We start from the raw sequence: 17740 nt of genomic DNA on the forward strand, positions 1-17740 counted from the left end.
GTTTGGTAATAGAATCTTAGTTAAGTTGCCCTGCAATATACGCAGTCGTCCAGGCCGCCTGAAAATTATAGCCGCCTGTGATACCGTCAATATCGAGGACTTCTCCTGCAAAGTACAGATTTTTAAACGCTTTACTCTGCATTGTCTTAAAATCTACACTTTGCAGGCTCACGCCACCGCAGGTTACGAATTCTTCCTTGAAGGTCGTTTTGCCCTGTACCTGATACACATCATTGGTCAGTAAATGGGTGAGTTTATGTAACCCCTTTTTGCCCAGGTCGCCCCATTTTTTATCTTCCCGGAGATCGGCTTTCGCCAGCAGGTAAGCCCACAGGCGCTTAGGCAGCGCGTAGGGGCGCTCGTTATTCAGGTCTTTTCTGGAGTGCTCCCCGGCGATGCGGCGAAGGTGGTCTGCTACAAGCTCTGCATTCTGCTCATTAGCCCAGTTCACTTGTACGTTGAAGGCGTATCCCAGCTCACTCAGCACCCGCGCACCAAAAGCAGACAGTTTGAGGATAGCCGGCCCGCTCATACCCCAGTGGGTGATGAGCAGCGGTCCGTCAGATTTGAGTTTGGTGCCCTGAATGCTGGCTTGCACCGGTTCCACCACCACGCCCATGAGCTCCGTTACGGGCTCCTCTGGCATATTGAAAGTAAAAAGGGAAGGGACCGGGTCTTCAATCTGATGCCCCAGAGTTTCCAGCCACTCCAGCCCTTTGCGTTTTGGGGAACCGCCGGTGGCAACAATAACTTTATCGAAAAAAATGGGCGGGTGAGCCGCTTTAAGGAAATGTAGTTTCAACCCCTCCCCCACCGGTTCCAGATTAGAAATCCCCACCCCCATTTCAATCTGTACTCCCAGCTGCCGGGCTTCTTTCAGAAAGCAATCGATAATACTCTGGGAGTCCTGAGAGACCGGAAACACGCAATTATCCGGCTGCGTCATCAGGGCAACGCCCCGGCTTTCGAACCAGTCCATCGTGTGCACCGTATTGAAGGTGCGGAAGGCTTTCTTCAGCTGCCTGCTGCCCCGGGGGTACGCCCTCGATAGCTCGGCAATAGAGGTGCAACCATTGGTAACATTACAGCGCCCGCCGCCCGAGACCTTCACCTTGGACAGCAGTTTTCGGGACTTCTCAAAAATAACTACGGCAGCTTCCGGATGATTGCGCTTAGCCTCAATGGCTGCGAAAAAACCAGCGGCACCACCGCCAATAACGGCTACTTTCATCAAATTGTTTTATGAACTCAGTCAGCGCAAAGGTAGGCATTTGCTAAGATAATGCTACTTTTGCCGCTGCTCTACACTAAAGCCAACCCAATTACGTTTTTACTTGTCTATTGAGTAAGCTTGCACAAGCAGGCTGCCCATTGTTAATCCATTTTTCCGATGCAATACACTAAGTACTTTTTCTTTCTGTTGACCGCCCTACTACTGCACAATTGCAATAGTACCGATAGCGGCAAGGTACAATCTGAACTTCAACGTATCTATTCAGGCATTTCTGACGGCAACCTGGAAGAGGTCAACGAAAAGCTGGTTTCAGAAAATGCCCTTACCACCTACCCACTGGCTAACAACGGCTCCGCCCGTGCCATATACGGGCAAGTACGGGTGATTGAAAGCCAGCCCATTGGTAGCACGGCAGAGCTTATCGTTTATCAGGTGGAGGTGCACGAAAAAAACCGCCGCATTATCAACCGCCTCAACTCTAAAGGCTATAAAGAAATGGAAAAAGCGGGGCAAATCCGCTCAGTCGACAAAGAATCCGGGATCGTCGTATACGTCGAACGAAAAGTGGCTTTCCGCTTGAAAGGAGATCAAACACGCTACATCATCGACCCCACCAAGGAGGCTATCAGCCGGTATTTTGAAAATCAGGAGCAGGAGGTCAGAGCGCTCATTGCGCAGTATAGTTAGTTCTGGGAGCCAGAGTACAGGTTTGGAGTAAGCGTTTGCCCGGAGCACCCTTTACGTTGTACAAAAACACTTCCAAACTCATTCCAAATCACCCCTCATCGTCCAGCGCCTCGATATCCGCTTGTGCAAAGGTATCCGGTATGATGTGTTCGCGGGCAAAGTTGCACCAGGGGCAATCTGCTTCCCCGCACCCAGTGTAGAAGTTGTGTGCCTGAATCGCAGCGTAGACTTCCCGGACCAACTTGCGGACCGTGTCAGTATCCTGAGGCCGGTAGCTGATTTCGGATACCGGCATCTCTCCTGATTTGTCGGGCTCGAGGTAGGAAATAGCTCCGGAAACTACCGTGCGGGTATTGCCGGGGTAGTTTTCATACAGCAATTTGTAGAAGACCAACTGCCGCCAGTAGTTCCCGCCAATCGGGTTTTTCTTAGTCGGCCGGCTGAGTTTGCTCTTTTGCTGGCTGCCAGTTTTGAAGTCGACGACCCTTGCCTGCTCTCTGCTCAGTTGAATCAGCTGATCAATACTCCCTGTGACCGGCACGCCATCAATCTCCACATTGCGGGGGCGGTACTCCATCAGCACTTCTGTTTTCCAACTGCTGCGGTGGGCTTCGTAGTACTTTTGCAAATTGTACCGTCCGACCTCCAAGCGGCGCTCAAACTCCCGGCGGGCAAAAAAGCCACGGCGGCGCTCCATCTCCTGCTCAAAGCCTTCCAGCAGAACGTCCGCTGCCGGAAATTCAAGTTCTTTGTGAGCGCGCATACGCTCGAAGTAACGCTCCAGGGCATAGTGCATAGCAGTACCGTAGTGAGCAGCCTCTCGCATCAGGACCGGTGCTCGGAGTACATTTTCGTAGTAAAATCCAAGTGGGCACTTCAGGTACCGGTTAAGCGCTGAAACACTAAGCTGAAACCCTTCCAGCAGGGCAGCTACGGTAGCATGATCCGGGGCAGGGATACGAGGCGCCTGTTGCTCCGTCAGGCGCAGGGCTTCTGCTTCTAACAAGAGGGCTTGGGGCAAACTTCGTTCCTCCACCTCTGCAAGCCCCTGCGCCAGCAGCTCGTCTACAAACTGCGCACGCGGTGTCGCTTTGCCCTCCATATCATTGACCGCATAGGACAAGTGCAAACGCTCTTGTGCGCGGGTAATAGCCACGTAGAAGAGCCTGCGCCGGGCTTCAAGCGGGTCTTCTTCGCCGGAATAGGTCAGCGTATCGGGCAATTTGAAGCGGAAGCTGCTGCCTCTCGAACCGGGCTCCCAGGGCTTCTGCGTGACATCCAGCAGAAAGACTTGCCGGAATTCCAGGCCCTTTGCGCTGTGAGCCGTCAGCAACTGTACGCCCTCCTGCGCGTAGACCGCCTCGCTCGCCCCTACCGGCAGGCGGTTGGCATCCATACTGCGCAGCAAGTCGAGGAGCCCCCCAATAGTCAGGCGGGGGTTGCGGGCGGCCTCCCGGTGTACAAAGTCCAGAAAAGACCGGAGCACCTGCAGCAGCCAGGCTTTATTATTTTGCTCCAATGCGTACCCCAGCAATCCACTGCGGTTGATCATCTGCTCGACAAAGGCGGGGGCACTCAGGCTGTTGTAGTGACGGATCATGTGATGATGAAACGCCATAAAGCGCTGCAGGGCTGCCTCATCCTTTAGGTGCAGGGGCTGCCAGTTCGCTTCGTTTGCCAGGAAATCCCGCCAGGAGGTCCGGCCGGTTCCCGATTGCCTGCCCAGATGCTGACTAATCGCCGAGAGATCATCGGGGTGCAACCCAATAAAGACAAAGTGCATGATCGGGAACAACAGGTATTCTCCGCTCGTCGGGCGGTGAAATTCGGCGGCAAAGTACTCCAGCATCTGCCGCAGATTGCGGATCAGGGGCAGGTTCAGCACATTCACCCGGCGGCGGGTTTGGTACGGGATGTGCTGCTTTTCCAGCAACTCCATCAGGCTTTCCACCTGCTTGTGCTTCGCATAGATAATGGCTACTTCATTGAGCGCCACCCCTTCCCCGCGCAGGCGTTGCAGCTCGCCAGCCAGCCAGACTTCTTCCTGCATAGGATTGGGAAAGACGCTGACCTCGGGCACTGCCGGCAGGTCTTGTACTGCCGGGTGGCTCGCTTTCAACACCTTTTGAATGCCCAACTCCTGCAGGCGGTTGACGATGCGGATGTCATTGTGCCCGATCACTTCCCGGGCGGCATCCAGAATAGGCTGTGCAGAACGGTAGTTGTTTTCGAGTACCACCAGTTCAATGCCATTGCGGTAAGCTTCATAGATATCCGTAAGGTTCTTCAACCGGGCGCCCTGAAATTCATAAATGGACTGATCGTCATCCCCTACAATGAACAGGTTGGGCATTTCCCAATAGGCCACCAGCTTACGGATGACCTCATTTTGTGCCCCGTTGGTATCCTGGTATTCGTCTACCAAAATGTAGAGGAAGCGCTCCTGATACGACCGCAGGAGGTTGGGGAAACGCTCAAAGGCGTCGAGCACCCAGAGGATCATATCGTCGTAATCGTAGCGGTTGGCGCGCTGCATGGCTTTCTGATAGCCCGGGTACAGTTGTGCTGCCGCCCGCAGGCGTTCCATACGCTCCACTTCTTCTTCGATCTGACTGGTTTTGAGGTCTCCTTTTTGGTATTGCCCCTTTCGGCTGACTTTGTAGATGTATTCCTCCCGGTTGGGCAGGTCTTCCAGGTAGGCATCGATGGCCTCTTCCATGAGCGTTACGGTCCAACGCTCGGCTTTCATCTGCTGAAAAAGGTTTTGTAACTGCGTTTCGTAAGCGTAGGCATCGCTGCGCCCCCGCCGCAGGCGGTGATCAGGCGGAAGGGTATCCAGCACTTTACGCACCAGCTCCACGCGTTCCAAGTCACTGAGCGGCTCAAGCTCCTGCCGGCCAAAACGCTCCAGATTGTCCTGAATGATGCTATTGCAAAAGGAGTGGAAGGTGTAAATGGGAATGCGGTGGGCTTCCGGCCCGATGAACTGCAACAGGCGCTCCCGCATGGCATTCACCCCTGCATCAGTAAAGGTAAGGCAAAGGATGTTATGCGCCTGTGCGTCCGTTTCCAGCAGAATACGGCCAATACGGGAAGAAAGAATATGGGTTTTGCCCGTCCCCGGGCCGGCAATGACCATCACCGGCCCTTCGATTTGGTCTACCGCCTGTCGCTGCTGAGGATTCAGCTGCTCCAGGATTTGTTGAAATGCTTCGTTATATTTTTCCCGCTGCTGTTGGGTACCTGCCATGTGTCTATCCAGTGGTTTGGAGAAAGGTAAGGCTTTTTGAGCATTCTCTGGGTTGCAAAATGGATCACCCCGCAAGCCATCCAAAAACAAGTGTGGCTGCCCCAAACACATTCAGGGCAGCCACACTTTGCTAAAGTTATCCCTTTGCCTGGATTTATTGCACAATCACCTTACGGGTAGTTACGCCGTCTTTGGTGCGCAAACGGACCAGGTAAACCCCGGCACTGTACCCCGAGAAATCAAGGGTGTGGTTCTCCAGGCTATCGAATTGTTCGGAACGAAGCTGACGGCCATCGGCGGACAGCACTTCCAGGTCAACTCTTGTGGTCAAAGGCTCGTCAAGCGCAAGCACCACTTTGCCCTTGGTCGGGTTGGGTGACAGCTTCATGGCTACTTGCAGCTCCGGCTCGCGCGTAGCTACCGGATTTTCAATATTGACGATTGTTGTGGTTTCATCGCAGAGGGCTTCTTCGCCCTCGCCTGCACAGGCTACGTTGGTAATGCTGTACAACTCGCCCAGAATGCGAACATCGTCAACATACCAGCCATTGCCACCAATTTCTCCATCAGAGACGAAGCGGAAACGGACAATGATATTGCTCCAGTCGATGTTTTCCAAGTCAAGAGTAGTTTGTATCCAGCCATCGCTATCACCGGTGAAGGCCTGTTCCCCGGGCAGGGCATGATCAGCAGCGGGGTTCAATGACCCGTTGTAGTTATTCTCGAGGATATAGCCACTGGCATTGAGCCAGAAGATACCATTTGGAGAGATTTCGACGATACCACCGTCCCAGCCATCTTCGGTATCGTAACGGTGCCAGAAGGAAATACCGCGCTGCTGCCCGTTGCTGGGCATTGGCACTTCGATAGTCATACGCTGTTCGGTAGCAGAAGCCAGGTTTCTTGCAAAAAAGGACGAATTATCCGTATTGGCATCTACGGTAGTGACCTGCCAGTTATTCGTACCCACCGGTGCTTCCAGAGTCCAGTTATCCAGCCCTTCTTCCGCTCCATCTTCAAAGACCGCATAGGTGCCTTTGTCGTCATCCAGTGCCACCTGATAGCTGCAGTTGATAGTTGCACCGCTTTCCACTGCACCGAGGTCGAAGGTCAGCACGCCATCCTCCACAGTAGCCGGACAACTGGAGCTGCCTTCCACGAAAGTGGTGCCTTCCGGCAAAAGGTCCGTAACGATACCGTCCTCCACGGCTACGGTACGGCCGTTGATAATTTCGAGGTTATAAGTGATGACATCACCAGCATCGGCCTCTGTCACCCCGGTTTTGTTCACCCGGAAAGTAAAGTTACAGGCATCCGGTACATCAAAGGCTTCCACGCCCCCGGCTATGGCACTCGCGCCCAGCCCCCGGCGGGCGAAGGTTTCCCAGATCAGGCATTGGTTGGCGCCATCGTAGTTGAGCATATCGGCCTCAAGTATGGCATCACGTGCCTCAAGGAAGGTCGGACTACAGGGCTGTAGTTTCAGCCCATCGGTGACCAGTTGCATTGCCATATTGTTGCCACCGGTGCCGGTGTAAAGGTTGTCATCAAAGCCGTATTCATCGACCAGGTTCCAGTACATATCCCAAATCATGGCACACCATATCGAGCCTACGCCGTGCGGAACAGATTCCCCATTGATATTAGCGTAAGTATGAGGATTGACGTCCATATTACGAGTATAGGGATAGGTTCTGATACCGCCGCCGTTAGTTGGTTCATTGACTACGTAGGTGCCAATGCCCCGTACCTGGTCTGCCGTGTTTTCGGAAGTCGTTGTCATAGCCAGTGCATACCAGTCGCTCCAGCCTTCGCCGGCCTGTTCGAAATTGCCCAGACAGCCGCTGTTGCCCGCGCCACCGGTAAGGCGGATGGAAATACCGTGGGTGTACTCGTGCACAATCACGCCGTTATCCAGGTCGCTGCTCAGGCCGGAAGGGCCCGGGTTGGGGACCTGAAATTCAGGAGCAGAAAGGGTGACCGTAGCGCCAGGCAGTAGTGTTTTCAGAATTGCACAGTCGCCCTGAGTAATCATTACAGAGGGTATTGTGACCTGATCGCCTACAGCACCCGCACCCATGGTGATAGGGTCGCCGGCTACGTTATTGCAGATAATTGCGCCGATGGCACCAGCATTCTCTGCACTTAGGATTTTAACGCCAAACTCACAACTTCCCCGGTCGATCACAGCAATTTTACCTGCCAGGGCACTGCCATTGACCAGGTCTTCACAGGCATCTGTAGTTGGAGCTGCTTCGTCTTCCACCAGTACTATTTCACTTATTAGTGGCTCGCTCGCAGACGGTAATGCACCACCAAAGCCAGCCTGTAAGAAAGTGTAATCTGAAGCGTTCCCGGCTGTATCTGTCACGGTCAGTCGTGCATCAGTATTCAGGTTGGGCAATGCACCACCCCAGAGGTACATCTGCATACGGGGGCGGTTGCCATCAGCAGGGGTAGCGAAGTTGGCATTATTGGTGCCACTGCCGTCAAGAGCTTCTGCACGTACATAATCACCGGCTTGCCCAAACCCAGTGTAATTCGTTGTTTGGAAATTGCCGGCTGCCTCGTCAAAGCCATAATAGTACCAGACATCGTGCATGATGTTGTTCCAGTAAAACAGGTTTGTAACCAGTGGGTCGATCTGGGTGAAGGGCCGGTTGGTGGACAAGTCGAGTGGGAAATCAAAGTTGAGGGAATCCCCACCATCCGGCTCATCACCAATGGAGCTGTTCAGGTCGAAGATATCGTGGTAGGCATGTACGTTGTTACCGCGGGTAATGGTGTACTCCGGCCCCGGCACTCCATCTTCATCATGCCAGCCAAAAGGGGAGGCCAGAGAATCGCCCGGGCTGGTCTTCAGTATACGGTCGCCGTGATTAGGGCTTTCCACGGTAAGTGGGAAAACCCGGTACTGACTGCCATCTTCGGGAGTAGAGGGCGGCAGAGGCGACAGGAGTGGGCTTTGTGGCAGGACTGGTGCGGTATAACCCGTCTCCAGGTGTGCGTCGGCTGAGGCATGCGGGCCAAATTCGCAGTGCAACACCTGATCGAAGGCATCCAGCACATCGCCGGTCAGCGCATCAATGCGGGCGTCCCACCAATGCTGTCCGCTGAGTTCATAAAACGTAACATTCCACGCCAGGCGCACAGCTCCACGCACCGGCTGATACGCCAGGTGTACTTCAATGGGCTCCAGGGCAAGTCCGGTAGGGCTGAAAACGGCATGATTGGGCCCCAGCTCCCGGTCCATGTAGAGTGGCGCACTATTACTGACTTTTGCAAATGCCATCAACTTGCGCACGGCGGTCTCCATATCAATCTGTGGCTGTGTGGTATTCACCTGCCTGGCCAGGCCAGAAACAAAGCGATTGCCCACACTGAAGACCTCACCGGACTCCAGGATATTGAGGTTCATAATGGCGTTGCGCACCGGGATGCCTGCATGTTGTTGTTGCAGGTACACATGGGTCACTTTGTTGTGCCGGCTGACTACGGTGTTAGCAATACTGTAATCCGCTACATCCGCCGGATCAAGTTTTAAGTTTTCGCGCGCTTGTGTAAGATAGCGAGCGGTAATTTGGCCAGGCTCTGCCACTTGGGCAGTCAAAGCGGTGCCCATTAGGCAAACCCATAAGAAGATGGGCAAATAGATGTTTTTCATACAATCACAAGGTTAATAATGTAAAAGGTTGGAAATGCCAAAAGATACTACGGAGAATACGGTTGGAGGACAATCCAAGTCTAATTTTGTTGAAAGGCGGCTGACACTTTAGGCTTATTTTACCATTCTCTTTCTTTACTCGAACTATCAGTATACTGTATCTTTACGGCTATGCCTAATTTCTCTCAAAAGCCCCTGCGGGCGCTCGCTATCTTCTGGCTGTTGGCTGTACTTATGGTATGGCCCGTTGGTGATTTTCCGCTTGATGACGATTGGTCTTACGCTGAAGCGGTAAAGCACTGGGTGGATACGGGCGAGTACTGGGTCAGCGACTGGCCAGCCATGACGTTATTCACACAGGTGATATGGGGCGGGCTGTTTGCCAAAGTTTTTGGTTTTTCTTTTTACAGCCTGCGCTTATCCACGCTCGTCCTCGGCACACTGGGCATTCTTGCTTTTCAGAAAACCATGGCCCGGTTGGAGTTGCCCGGTTGGTGGCAGTTAGTAGCACTGCTCACCCTGGTTTTCAACCCGGTCTTTTTTGAGCTGTCTCTCACCTTTATGACGGACATCCCTTTCCTTAGCCTGATGGCCATGAGCCTATATGCCTATCTGCGGGCGTTTGAGAAAGACCAATGGCGATGGTGGGGCGCGGCCACTCTTTTCAGCAGCCTTGCCATCCTGTTGCGCCAACCCGCATTGCTCCTTCCCCTCGCAATGGGCATTGCCGGATTCGTGGGCAGGCCCGGCTGGCGGAGACTTGGACTGGCATTCCTGAGCACTGCCATTGTATACCTGTGCCTGCAAGGTTATATCCTCTGGCAACAGAGTACGCCTTCCGGTCTTCCCGGTGCTTTCAGTCAGCCTGGCAGCATACGGCATATGCTTACTCCGGAGCATTTGGTAGCCAGTATACAGAATTATGGCGGCTTGTACCTGATGTATGCAGGCTTTATGCTGCTCCCGGTATTGCTGCTCAGCTGCTGCCGCCCCCGTCAAAAAAGCGCATGGGCTCTCACCGGCCTGCTGAGTGCTATCGGTTTAGCCCTTATCGCCCTATCGTGGGAAGAAGGGCTGCTTGGCAACACGCTCCACCACCGTGGATTGGGGACGATCCCTCTGCAGGGCGTCCATCATAACGGCCACTGGCCCTCTCTTCCTGCCTGGCTGGGTTTTCCAGCGAGGTTGCTGGGAGTTTCCGGCCTGCTCCTCCTCATCAGCCATGGAAGCACCCGGATAATCCATTTGATGCGGAAGTTTATCCTGTTTCGAAACAACGGATGGCCGGGATTAAATCCTGGGCAGGCCCTGCGCCTTGGGCTTTGTGGTTTCCTGCTGCCTTATGTTTTGTTCCTACTGGTTAATTATGTACACTTTGACCGCTACCTGCTGCCTGTACTTTTGAGCGGCCTGCTGATTATTCGCCCTAAAAGCCATATCCATCCCTGGGAAAGGACAACAACGACAGTATTGTTATTGCTGTTGTTTGGCTTCTCTACAGCCGGTACTCATGATTATTTTGCTTGGAACCGGGCCCGGTGGGCAGCGCTGAATGAGGCTTTGGAAAGAGGTATTCCAGCTGAAAAAATTGATGGCGGTTTTGAATTTAACGGCTGGTACCGAACAGGCCCCCTGCGGCCCAAACTGCCCTATGCTCAAAGCTGGTGGTTTGTCGGAGAGGATACCTACGTAGTTAGCTTTGGGCCTTACCACAATTACACCCCGGTTGCGGTTTATCCGTTTCAGCGCCTTTTACCACCAGGAAAGGATACCATATTCCTCCTGCAAAGACCGGAATGGGCTGCCCGTGATACAATGGTTTACGAAATGGAGCCTGACGGATGGCCGGAAGGGCCCGGCTTTGTCCAGTTGAGGAGCACTGAAAAAACAAGCCTTTATCCAAACAGTTACAACGGTACATTCGCCTACGGTATGGCTCCGGGGCAAGAGTACGGGCTTACGCACCGGGTGTTTCCGGTAGCACCCTTTGACGAGTTCGAATACCGCTTACAGGACAGGCAGGATGGAGGCACGACCAGGCTCGTTTTTTCAGCCCCCGATGCCGGTCAGTTCCACTTCACTCATCAAATCCACCCTTCTTCAGCAACCGGGAAAGGCTGGCAGCGCCATGAAGGAAGCTTTCGCATCCCCCCTTCTTTCCCTTCTGACACCCTTGCCTTCTATTTCTGGAAACGCCCACAGGATACTATCTTTATCGATGACTTTCAGGTCATTTGGAAAAAAAGCTCACCCCGCTAAAAGTTAACCTCATGCGAATTACCCTCATGCTGCTTCTTGGCAGCCTTATGCTCAGCAGCTGCAGCAAAACCCTGTACCCGGACCGCAGTCAATTTATCAAGGATGGAGAACTGGCGCCTACGGTAGACCTTAGTACCTACAAGAGCGTACAGTTACGCCCTGGGCAAAACCCAGACCTAGCCGTCGCGATTGCCATTTCCGGCGGTGGCTCCCGGGCTGCTAACCTTGGTGTTGGCATCATGCTTGGGCTGGAAGACTTCGAAGGGCAAGGCTACCAGAACCTGCTTAAAGAAGTCGATTATCTTTCCACGGTGTCTGGTGGCGGGTTTGCAGGGGGGGCTTACGTTACCACCCTCTATGACCACAACCGCTTCCGGCCGAATGAGCCTTTTAGTTTTGAAGACTATGTAAACGAACGCATACAGGAAGCCCTGGCTTATTCCTATGCCGGTGCCTTGTTGAGGGCCAACTTCAACCCCCGGCTTTGGTTTACGCACGTAGACGATGGGGACGCCCTGGAGCGCGCCATTGACGATCAGGTACTGGGCTACAAGAACCGGCGTAAAGAACTGGGGTCGGAAACACCAAGTATACAGTTGGGGGATATGTTCATCCCTCAGGGCTCAGATTTGCCCGTACAGTTGCCCATGCACATCACCAATAGCTCTACGGTCAATACCATGCAGATCCTCCCCTTCACACCTGATGTGCTGGAAACCTATGGTGTTGTTGGCTACACCCACCGCATGCAAAAACAAGTCCATGAATTCCTGGCTTCCTATACCGTGCCCCTCTCCGTAGGCATCAAATCCAGCGGCAGCTTCCCGGTGCTCATCTCGAACACTACCCTCATCAGCAACCTTAGTAGCGAGCGCCCCTTTTTGCACCTCTTTGATGGAGCGATGACAGACAACACCGGGTACTATACGGCCCTGCAGGTACTCAAGCAAGAAGCTGCCCCGCAAAAAATATTAATCATCATTGATGCCGATGCTGTTGGCAATCGCTACACCTTCTCAGAGAAGGAAGGCGCCCTGTTTTCCCTTGGTGTTGCTGCCCGCTTGCCCTCCAGTGGCCTCGATGCCCGCCGGGCTACCCTGATCCGGGATATTCTGGATGTTTGTATGCCCGCTCGGATTGAGCCGGTTTTTTTGGGCTTCAATGTGCTGCTTGAAGACAATGACGCAGAGCCACCCACTGTCATTAAAATCAAGGCTGAGCAGACCCGGCTGATTCAGCTCTTGAAATCCGGCGCTGAGATATCGGACCAGGATAAGCAAACCCTCTACGAATTGCTGACTTATATCGGGACAAAATACACCATCGAGCCCGCTGAGCAGGAGTTGTTGTTACTGGGCGGACAGCTCATTGTGCGCTTGCGGCAGCCCCAACTTGAGAGCGTACTGCGGTAAGCATCAGGCCATATCGGTGCGGCCTTATCAGAAAAGGGGCATAAAAGTTGGAATTAGTTCGTATAACAACTATTTTTACAGAAACTAATTCCGAAGCTTTGTCCAGTACGCAAACCCACTCAGAATCCATCACGGAACGGCCCGATATGCCGGGCTTCACGCTGGAGCGCACCGCTAAGCGGATGAAGCAGTTTTTCCAGCAAACCCTGGCCGGGGCCGGCACCGAGATCACCATCGATCAATGGGTGGTCCTGCAGACGTTGAACCAGCAAAACGGGCTGAGCCAGCTGGAGATTGCCCGGGCGACCTTTAAGGACCCGCCCACCATCACCCGGATCATCGACTTGCTTTGCCAGAAAGGGCTTACGGAGCGGGTGACCGACCCCAGCGACCGGCGGCGCTTCCGCATTCAGCTGACTGACGGCGGCTACCAGAAGATTGACGAAGTGCTGCCCATCATTCACCGGGCGCGCCGCAAAGCCTGGTGCAACCTTGAAAATCAACAAATTGATCAGTTGATGGACATGCTCAATACCGTATTCAACAACCTCAGCTCTGAGGATACCAAATAGAACCACATTGCCCACATAAGGACAGGAGCAGCCTGGCTTTACCAGCTGCTCCACCTTATGCATTGAAAAAACTGAATTAACATGCATTACCACAGCTTAGGACAAGTACCGCCCAAGCGGCATACGCAGTTCCGTAAGCCCAACGGTGAGCTCTACCAAGAGGAGCTATTTTCCACCGAAGGCTTCAGCGATCTGCATTCCCTGCTTTACCATCTCAACGCTCCCACCCAAATTGTACAGGTGGGCGAGCCCTACTCTGTTGCCCCTAAAGTGGTGTCGGACAAGCAGCTCAAGCACCGCAGCCTGAAGGGGTTCGAAGTAGCGCCCGAGGACGACTACCTCAAAAGCCGCAAGCCAGTGCTCGTTAATGACGATTGCAAGATCATCCTGGCAGCACCCCGTCAAAGTATGACGGAATATTTCTTCAAAAATGCGGATGCGGACGAGTGCATCTTCATCCACAAAGGTACAGGCCGGCTGAAGACGATGTATGGCGTCGTGGAGTTTGAATACGGCGACTACGTGGTCGTTCCCCGGGGTACTGTTTACCAGTTTGAGTTTGATCAGGAAGACAACCGCCTCCTAATAGTGGAGTCCTCGAGCCCTATTGTGACCCCTAAGCGCTACCGCAACGACTACGGCCAGTTGATGGAGCATGCGCCTTTTTGTGAGCGCGATATCCGAAAGCCTGAGTTACTGGAAACCCACGACGAGCAGGGCGAATTTCTGTTTTATATCAAAAAGCAGGATCAGATTTACCCTTACACCTACCTCAGCCACCCTTTCGACTTAGTGGGCTGGGACGGCTATGTGTACCCTTATGCCTTTAGCATTCATAACTTTGAGCCTATCACAGGACGGGTGCATCAGCCGCCGCCCGTGCATCAGACCTTTGCTGCCCGCAATTTTGTCATTTGTTCCTTTGTGCCGAGGTTGTACGACTACCATCCGCTGGCTATCCCTGCGCCTTACAACCACAGCAATATTGACAGTGACGAGGTGCTCTACTATGTAGATGGTGACTTCATGAGCCGCAAGCATGTGGAAAAAGGGATGATTACTCTACACCCCGGTGGTATTCCGCACGGTCCACACCCGGGCACTGTCGAGAAGAGCATCGGCAAAAAAGGTACGCAGGAGTTGGCGGTGATGGTGGATACCTTCAAGCCGTTACAGTTGACGGAGCATGCAGTGGGTATTGAGGACCGGGATTATTATAAGAGTTGGCTGCCGGAAGAGGTGAAGAGCCAGTAGGTGGGACACTGATTGGAAGCGGTGGCATGCTAGTATGGCGGCACCGGATTGCAGGATCAGTATCATCAGCCAGATCAGCGTCATCAGTATACTATTGCCGTACGTGGAGAGAGGGGAACACAGATTAGACTGATTGCGCGGATTTCCACGGATTGTGAGCGGTGGCATGCTAGTGTGGCGGCACCGGATTGCAGGATCAGTATCATCAGTCAGATCAGCGTCATCAGTGTACTATGAGAGAGGGGAACACAGATTGGACTGATTGCGCGGATTTTCGCTGATTGCGAGCGGTGGCATGCTAGTGTGGCGGTACCGGATTGCAGGATCAGCGTCATCAGTCAGATCAGCGTCATCAGTATACTATTGCCGTATGTGGAGAGAGGGGAACACAGATTGGACTGATTGCGCGGATTTTCGCTGATTGCGAGCAGGGTCATGCTAGTGTGGCGGCACCGGATTGCCAGGATCAGTATCATCAGTCAGATCAGCGTCATCAGTGTACTATTGCGTTACGTTGAGGGTAGGAACACGGATTAGACTGATTGCGCGGATTTTCGCTGATTGCGAGCAGGGTCATGCTAGTGTGGCGGCACCGGATTGCAGGATCAGTATCATCAGCCAGATCAGCGTCATCAGTGTACTATTGCGTTACGTTGAGGGTAGGAACACAGATTGGACTGATTGCGCAGATTTTCACGGATTGCGAGCGGTGGCATGCTAGTGTGGCTGTACCGGATTGCCAGGATCAGTGTCATCAGTGTACTATCTACAGGAAATAACTTTGCCAACTAATTCAACACCCAAAAAACAAAAGGAATGGTCAATGAAAACTTTCTCCACTCCGCCCTGACAGGAGCTATTCTCAAAGCCTTTTACAAGGTCTACAATACCCTGGGCTATGGTTTTCTGGAAAAGGTATATGAAAATGCCATGATGATTGAGCTTGATAATATGTTTTTTCACGTTGTTCAGCAGCAACCCATCAAGGTGTTTTATGAAGAGCAGGTAATCGGTAAATATTATGCGGATTTGCTGGTTGAAAATAAAGTCATTGTTGAGCTAAAAGCTTGTAAAACCTTAGCTCCCGAACACGAAGCTCAGCTCTTAAACTACCTGAGGGCCACCGACATAGAGGTAGGGTTACTACTGAACTTTGGAGAGGAGCCCAAACACCGGCGTCTGATTATGACAAACGACAAAAAAGTATTTTAACAAAAAACTGTAATTCATGGATGCACTAACCAAATCAACCACTGAAACGATTCAGGATACCTTCCCCATCAATGGGACGGACTATATCGAGTTTTACGTAGGCAACGCCAAGCAGGCCGCCCATTACTACCAAACGGCTTTCGGCTTCAAGCTGATTGCCTACCGCGGACCAGAGACCGGCGTGAAAGATACCGCCTCCTACGTGCTGCAGCAGGATAAAATCCGCTTTGTCCTTACCGCTGCGATGACGCCCGACCACGAGGTGGCCAAACACGTACTCAAGCACGGAGATGGCGTAAAGGTCCTGGCGCTGTGGGTGGATGATGCCGAAGAAGCACACCGTATAGCGGTAGAACGCGGCGCTAAATCCTTCGCTGAGCCTCAGCGCATTGAGGATAAAAACGGGCACGTCGTTACGGCCTCCATTCATACTTATGGGGAGACCATCCACACTTTCGTGGAGCGCAGCAGCTATGAAGGCCCTTTTCTGCCGGGTTTCATAGCGATGGAAAGCCCTATGGAAGTTGAGCCGATTGGGCTTAAATATGTCGACCACTGTGTAGGCAACGTCGAGCTCGGGCAGATGAACGAGTGGGTAAAGTTCTACCAGGATGTAATGGGCTTCAAACTACTCGTTACTTTTGATGACAAGGATATCTCCACCAAATACACCGCCCTGATGAGCAAGGTGGTCTCCAATGGCAATGGCTACATCAAATTTCCTATCAATGAGCCCGCTCAGGGGCTGAAGAAGTCTCAGATTGAAGAATACCTGGATTATTACCGAAGTGCCGGCGTACAGCACATCGCCATCGCTACTGACGATATCATCCATACGGTAGACGAACTACGCCGCCGGGGCGTAGACTTCCTGCGTGTGCCGGACACTTACTACGAAACGGTACTGGATCGGGTAGGCAAAATCAACGAAAGCCTGCAGGAACTCAAGCGCCTGAATATACTCATAGACCGGGACGAAGAAGGCTACCTGTTGCAAATCTTCACCAAGCCTGTACAGGACCGCCCAACAGTATTCTACGAGATCATTCAGCGGGAAGGCGCCCGTTCATTCGGCAAGGGCAACTTTAAAGCCTTGTTCGAAGCCATCGAGCGGGAGCAGGAACTGAGAGGGACATTGTAAAAAAACCTAAAATGCCCCGTACGGCTTTTCGCCCATACTACAAAGGCGGGAATTGCCGTACGGGTGCTTACTACGCTACAGCTGTGAACAAACGCCCCACACACATCTACCCCGGAGCGCTAACGCATAATAACAGACTTGTTACAAGCCGATACTATCTCATTGCCACACGATGAATTATAGGGTATCATTCCCTATTGCGGCACCTCACAGCGTCTTTCTACCCGGCTGCCACACAGAAAAAACTATCGGCTCCTTTTCCATTCGGAAGAGGTAACTGTGATAATCGTATTGGCATCCCTGCAGCAGACCTCGACCGTATTTTTGACTGGTTTTATCAGGTAGGCCAAACCGACAACAGCAAAGAGGCCAGAATATTATCACCTGCATTCACACGATTATAAGCGAAATCTATAAAGTCTATACGGCTGAGAACAGAGCATTAGGTATCAAAAAGCACTCGAGATCATCCCTGACATCATCATCAGCAACGTCATGATGCCCCAAAAAAGTGGCTATCGAGGCCTGCGAACCCCTGAAAAGCGACGAGCGGTCCAGCCATATCCCAATCCTTTTACTGACTACCCAGGCTACATAGTCAGACAAATTAGATGGTTCCAATATGCGGGGCTGATGCCTATACCTCACCAACCCTTTGATAAAGAAGATCTTCTGATCCGGTTAAGAGTATGTTTGGAGGTAATTCATCTTTGAAAATCAGTGTTTTATGATTATGGCTAAATGGAAAATGTGCGTTTGGCGTGGACTGTAGTGCTGCGAGGGGCAGGACGAGGAGGAGGCAACAAAAGGTGTGGATGATTTTTTTCATACAACGAGAACGATGAATGTATATGGGCGACTGGCAGCATGGGCTATACCTGCAGCATGGGGGACAATACCCCTGCTTTGACCAGGCATTCCTTCGGTTTTTTGGGCCCACTCCCCCCCTTAAAGATACGCCTATCTGATAGCTCGGCAACCAAAAAGCCGGGATAAAAGCGGAAACCCGATGCTCCTTCGGTAAAGCCCCCCCGCTTCGGAAAATAGTGCAGGCG

Annotated in this window: 10 protein-coding genes; 7 read left to right on the plus strand and 3 right to left on the minus strand. The window is 52.6% G+C overall.

Annotated features, from left to right (window positions below; translation table 11 throughout):
- Window positions 1–16: 16 nt before the first annotated feature.
- Window positions 17–1231: a BaiN/RdsA family NAD(P)/FAD-dependent oxidoreductase gene (locus RIC19_RS11050; protein ID WP_350178378.1), complete on the minus strand. Its 1215-nt coding sequence runs from the start codon at window positions 1229–1231 to the stop codon at window positions 17–19.
- Window positions 1232–1390: 159 nt separating this feature from the next.
- On the opposite strand from RIC19_RS11050, the gene RIC19_RS11055 reads away from it, so the two are divergent.
- A complete protein-coding gene (locus RIC19_RS11055) occupies window positions 1391–1921 on the plus strand; it encodes a hypothetical protein (protein WP_350178379.1) in 531 nt (176 codons plus the stop codon).
- An 88-nt stretch (window positions 1922–2009) separates the two neighbouring features.
- On the opposite strand, the gene RIC19_RS11060 is transcribed toward RIC19_RS11055, so the two are convergent.
- Together RIC19_RS11060 and RIC19_RS11065 are read right to left on the minus strand one after the other, a co-directional pair.
- The gene (locus tag RIC19_RS11060; RefSeq protein ID WP_350178380.1) at window positions 2010–5171 is read right to left on the minus strand and encodes an ATP-dependent helicase; all 3162 of its coding nucleotides are present in this window, start codon (window positions 5169–5171) and stop codon (window positions 2010–2012) included.
- Between the two features lie 154 nt (window positions 5172–5325).
- Window positions 5326–8835 carry a T9SS-dependent M36 family metallopeptidase gene (locus RIC19_RS11065; protein WP_350178381.1) on the minus strand — a complete coding sequence of 1170 codons (3510 nt, stop codon included), beginning with the start codon at window positions 8833–8835 and terminating at the stop codon, window positions 5326–5328.
- A gap of 171 nt (window positions 8836–9006) precedes the next feature.
- Here RIC19_RS11065 and RIC19_RS11070 point away from each other — a divergent pair, with 171 nt between their 5' ends.
- From RIC19_RS11070 to hppD, 6 genes are all read left to right on the plus strand, one after another.
- Entirely contained in the window at window positions 9007–11094 is a 2088-nt protein-coding gene (locus tag RIC19_RS11070; protein ID WP_350178382.1) for an ArnT family glycosyltransferase, read from the plus strand.
- 11 nt (window positions 11095–11105) lie between these two features.
- Window positions 11106–12506, plus strand: a complete 1401-nt coding sequence (locus tag RIC19_RS11075; protein WP_350178383.1) for a patatin-like phospholipase family protein — start codon at window positions 11106–11108, stop codon at window positions 12504–12506.
- Between the two features lie 98 nt (window positions 12507–12604).
- Window positions 12605–13078 (plus strand): MarR family winged helix-turn-helix transcriptional regulator, encoded by a 474-nt coding sequence (locus RIC19_RS11080; RefSeq protein WP_350178384.1) that lies wholly within the window; start codon window positions 12605–12607, stop codon window positions 13076–13078.
- Between the two features lie 81 nt (window positions 13079–13159).
- Window positions 13160–14332 carry a homogentisate 1,2-dioxygenase gene (locus RIC19_RS11085; RefSeq protein WP_350178385.1) on the plus strand — a complete coding sequence of 391 codons (1173 nt, stop codon included), beginning with the start codon at window positions 13160–13162 and terminating at the stop codon, window positions 14330–14332.
- 816 nt (window positions 14333–15148) lie between these two features.
- Window positions 15149–15544, plus strand: coding sequence for a GxxExxY protein (locus tag RIC19_RS11090; protein WP_350178386.1), 396 nt, complete (start codon window positions 15149–15151; stop codon window positions 15542–15544).
- A 16-nt stretch (window positions 15545–15560) separates the two neighbouring features.
- Window positions 15561–16685, plus strand: coding sequence for a 4-hydroxyphenylpyruvate dioxygenase (hppD, locus tag RIC19_RS11095; protein WP_350178387.1), 1125 nt, complete (start codon window positions 15561–15563; stop codon window positions 16683–16685).
- Window positions 16686–17740 lie beyond the last annotated feature (1055 nt).

Source organism: Phaeodactylibacter sp. (assembly GCF_040219495.1).
In the GTDB taxonomy this organism is placed as follows: domain Bacteria; phylum Bacteroidota; class Bacteroidia; order Chitinophagales; family Saprospiraceae; genus Phaeodactylibacter.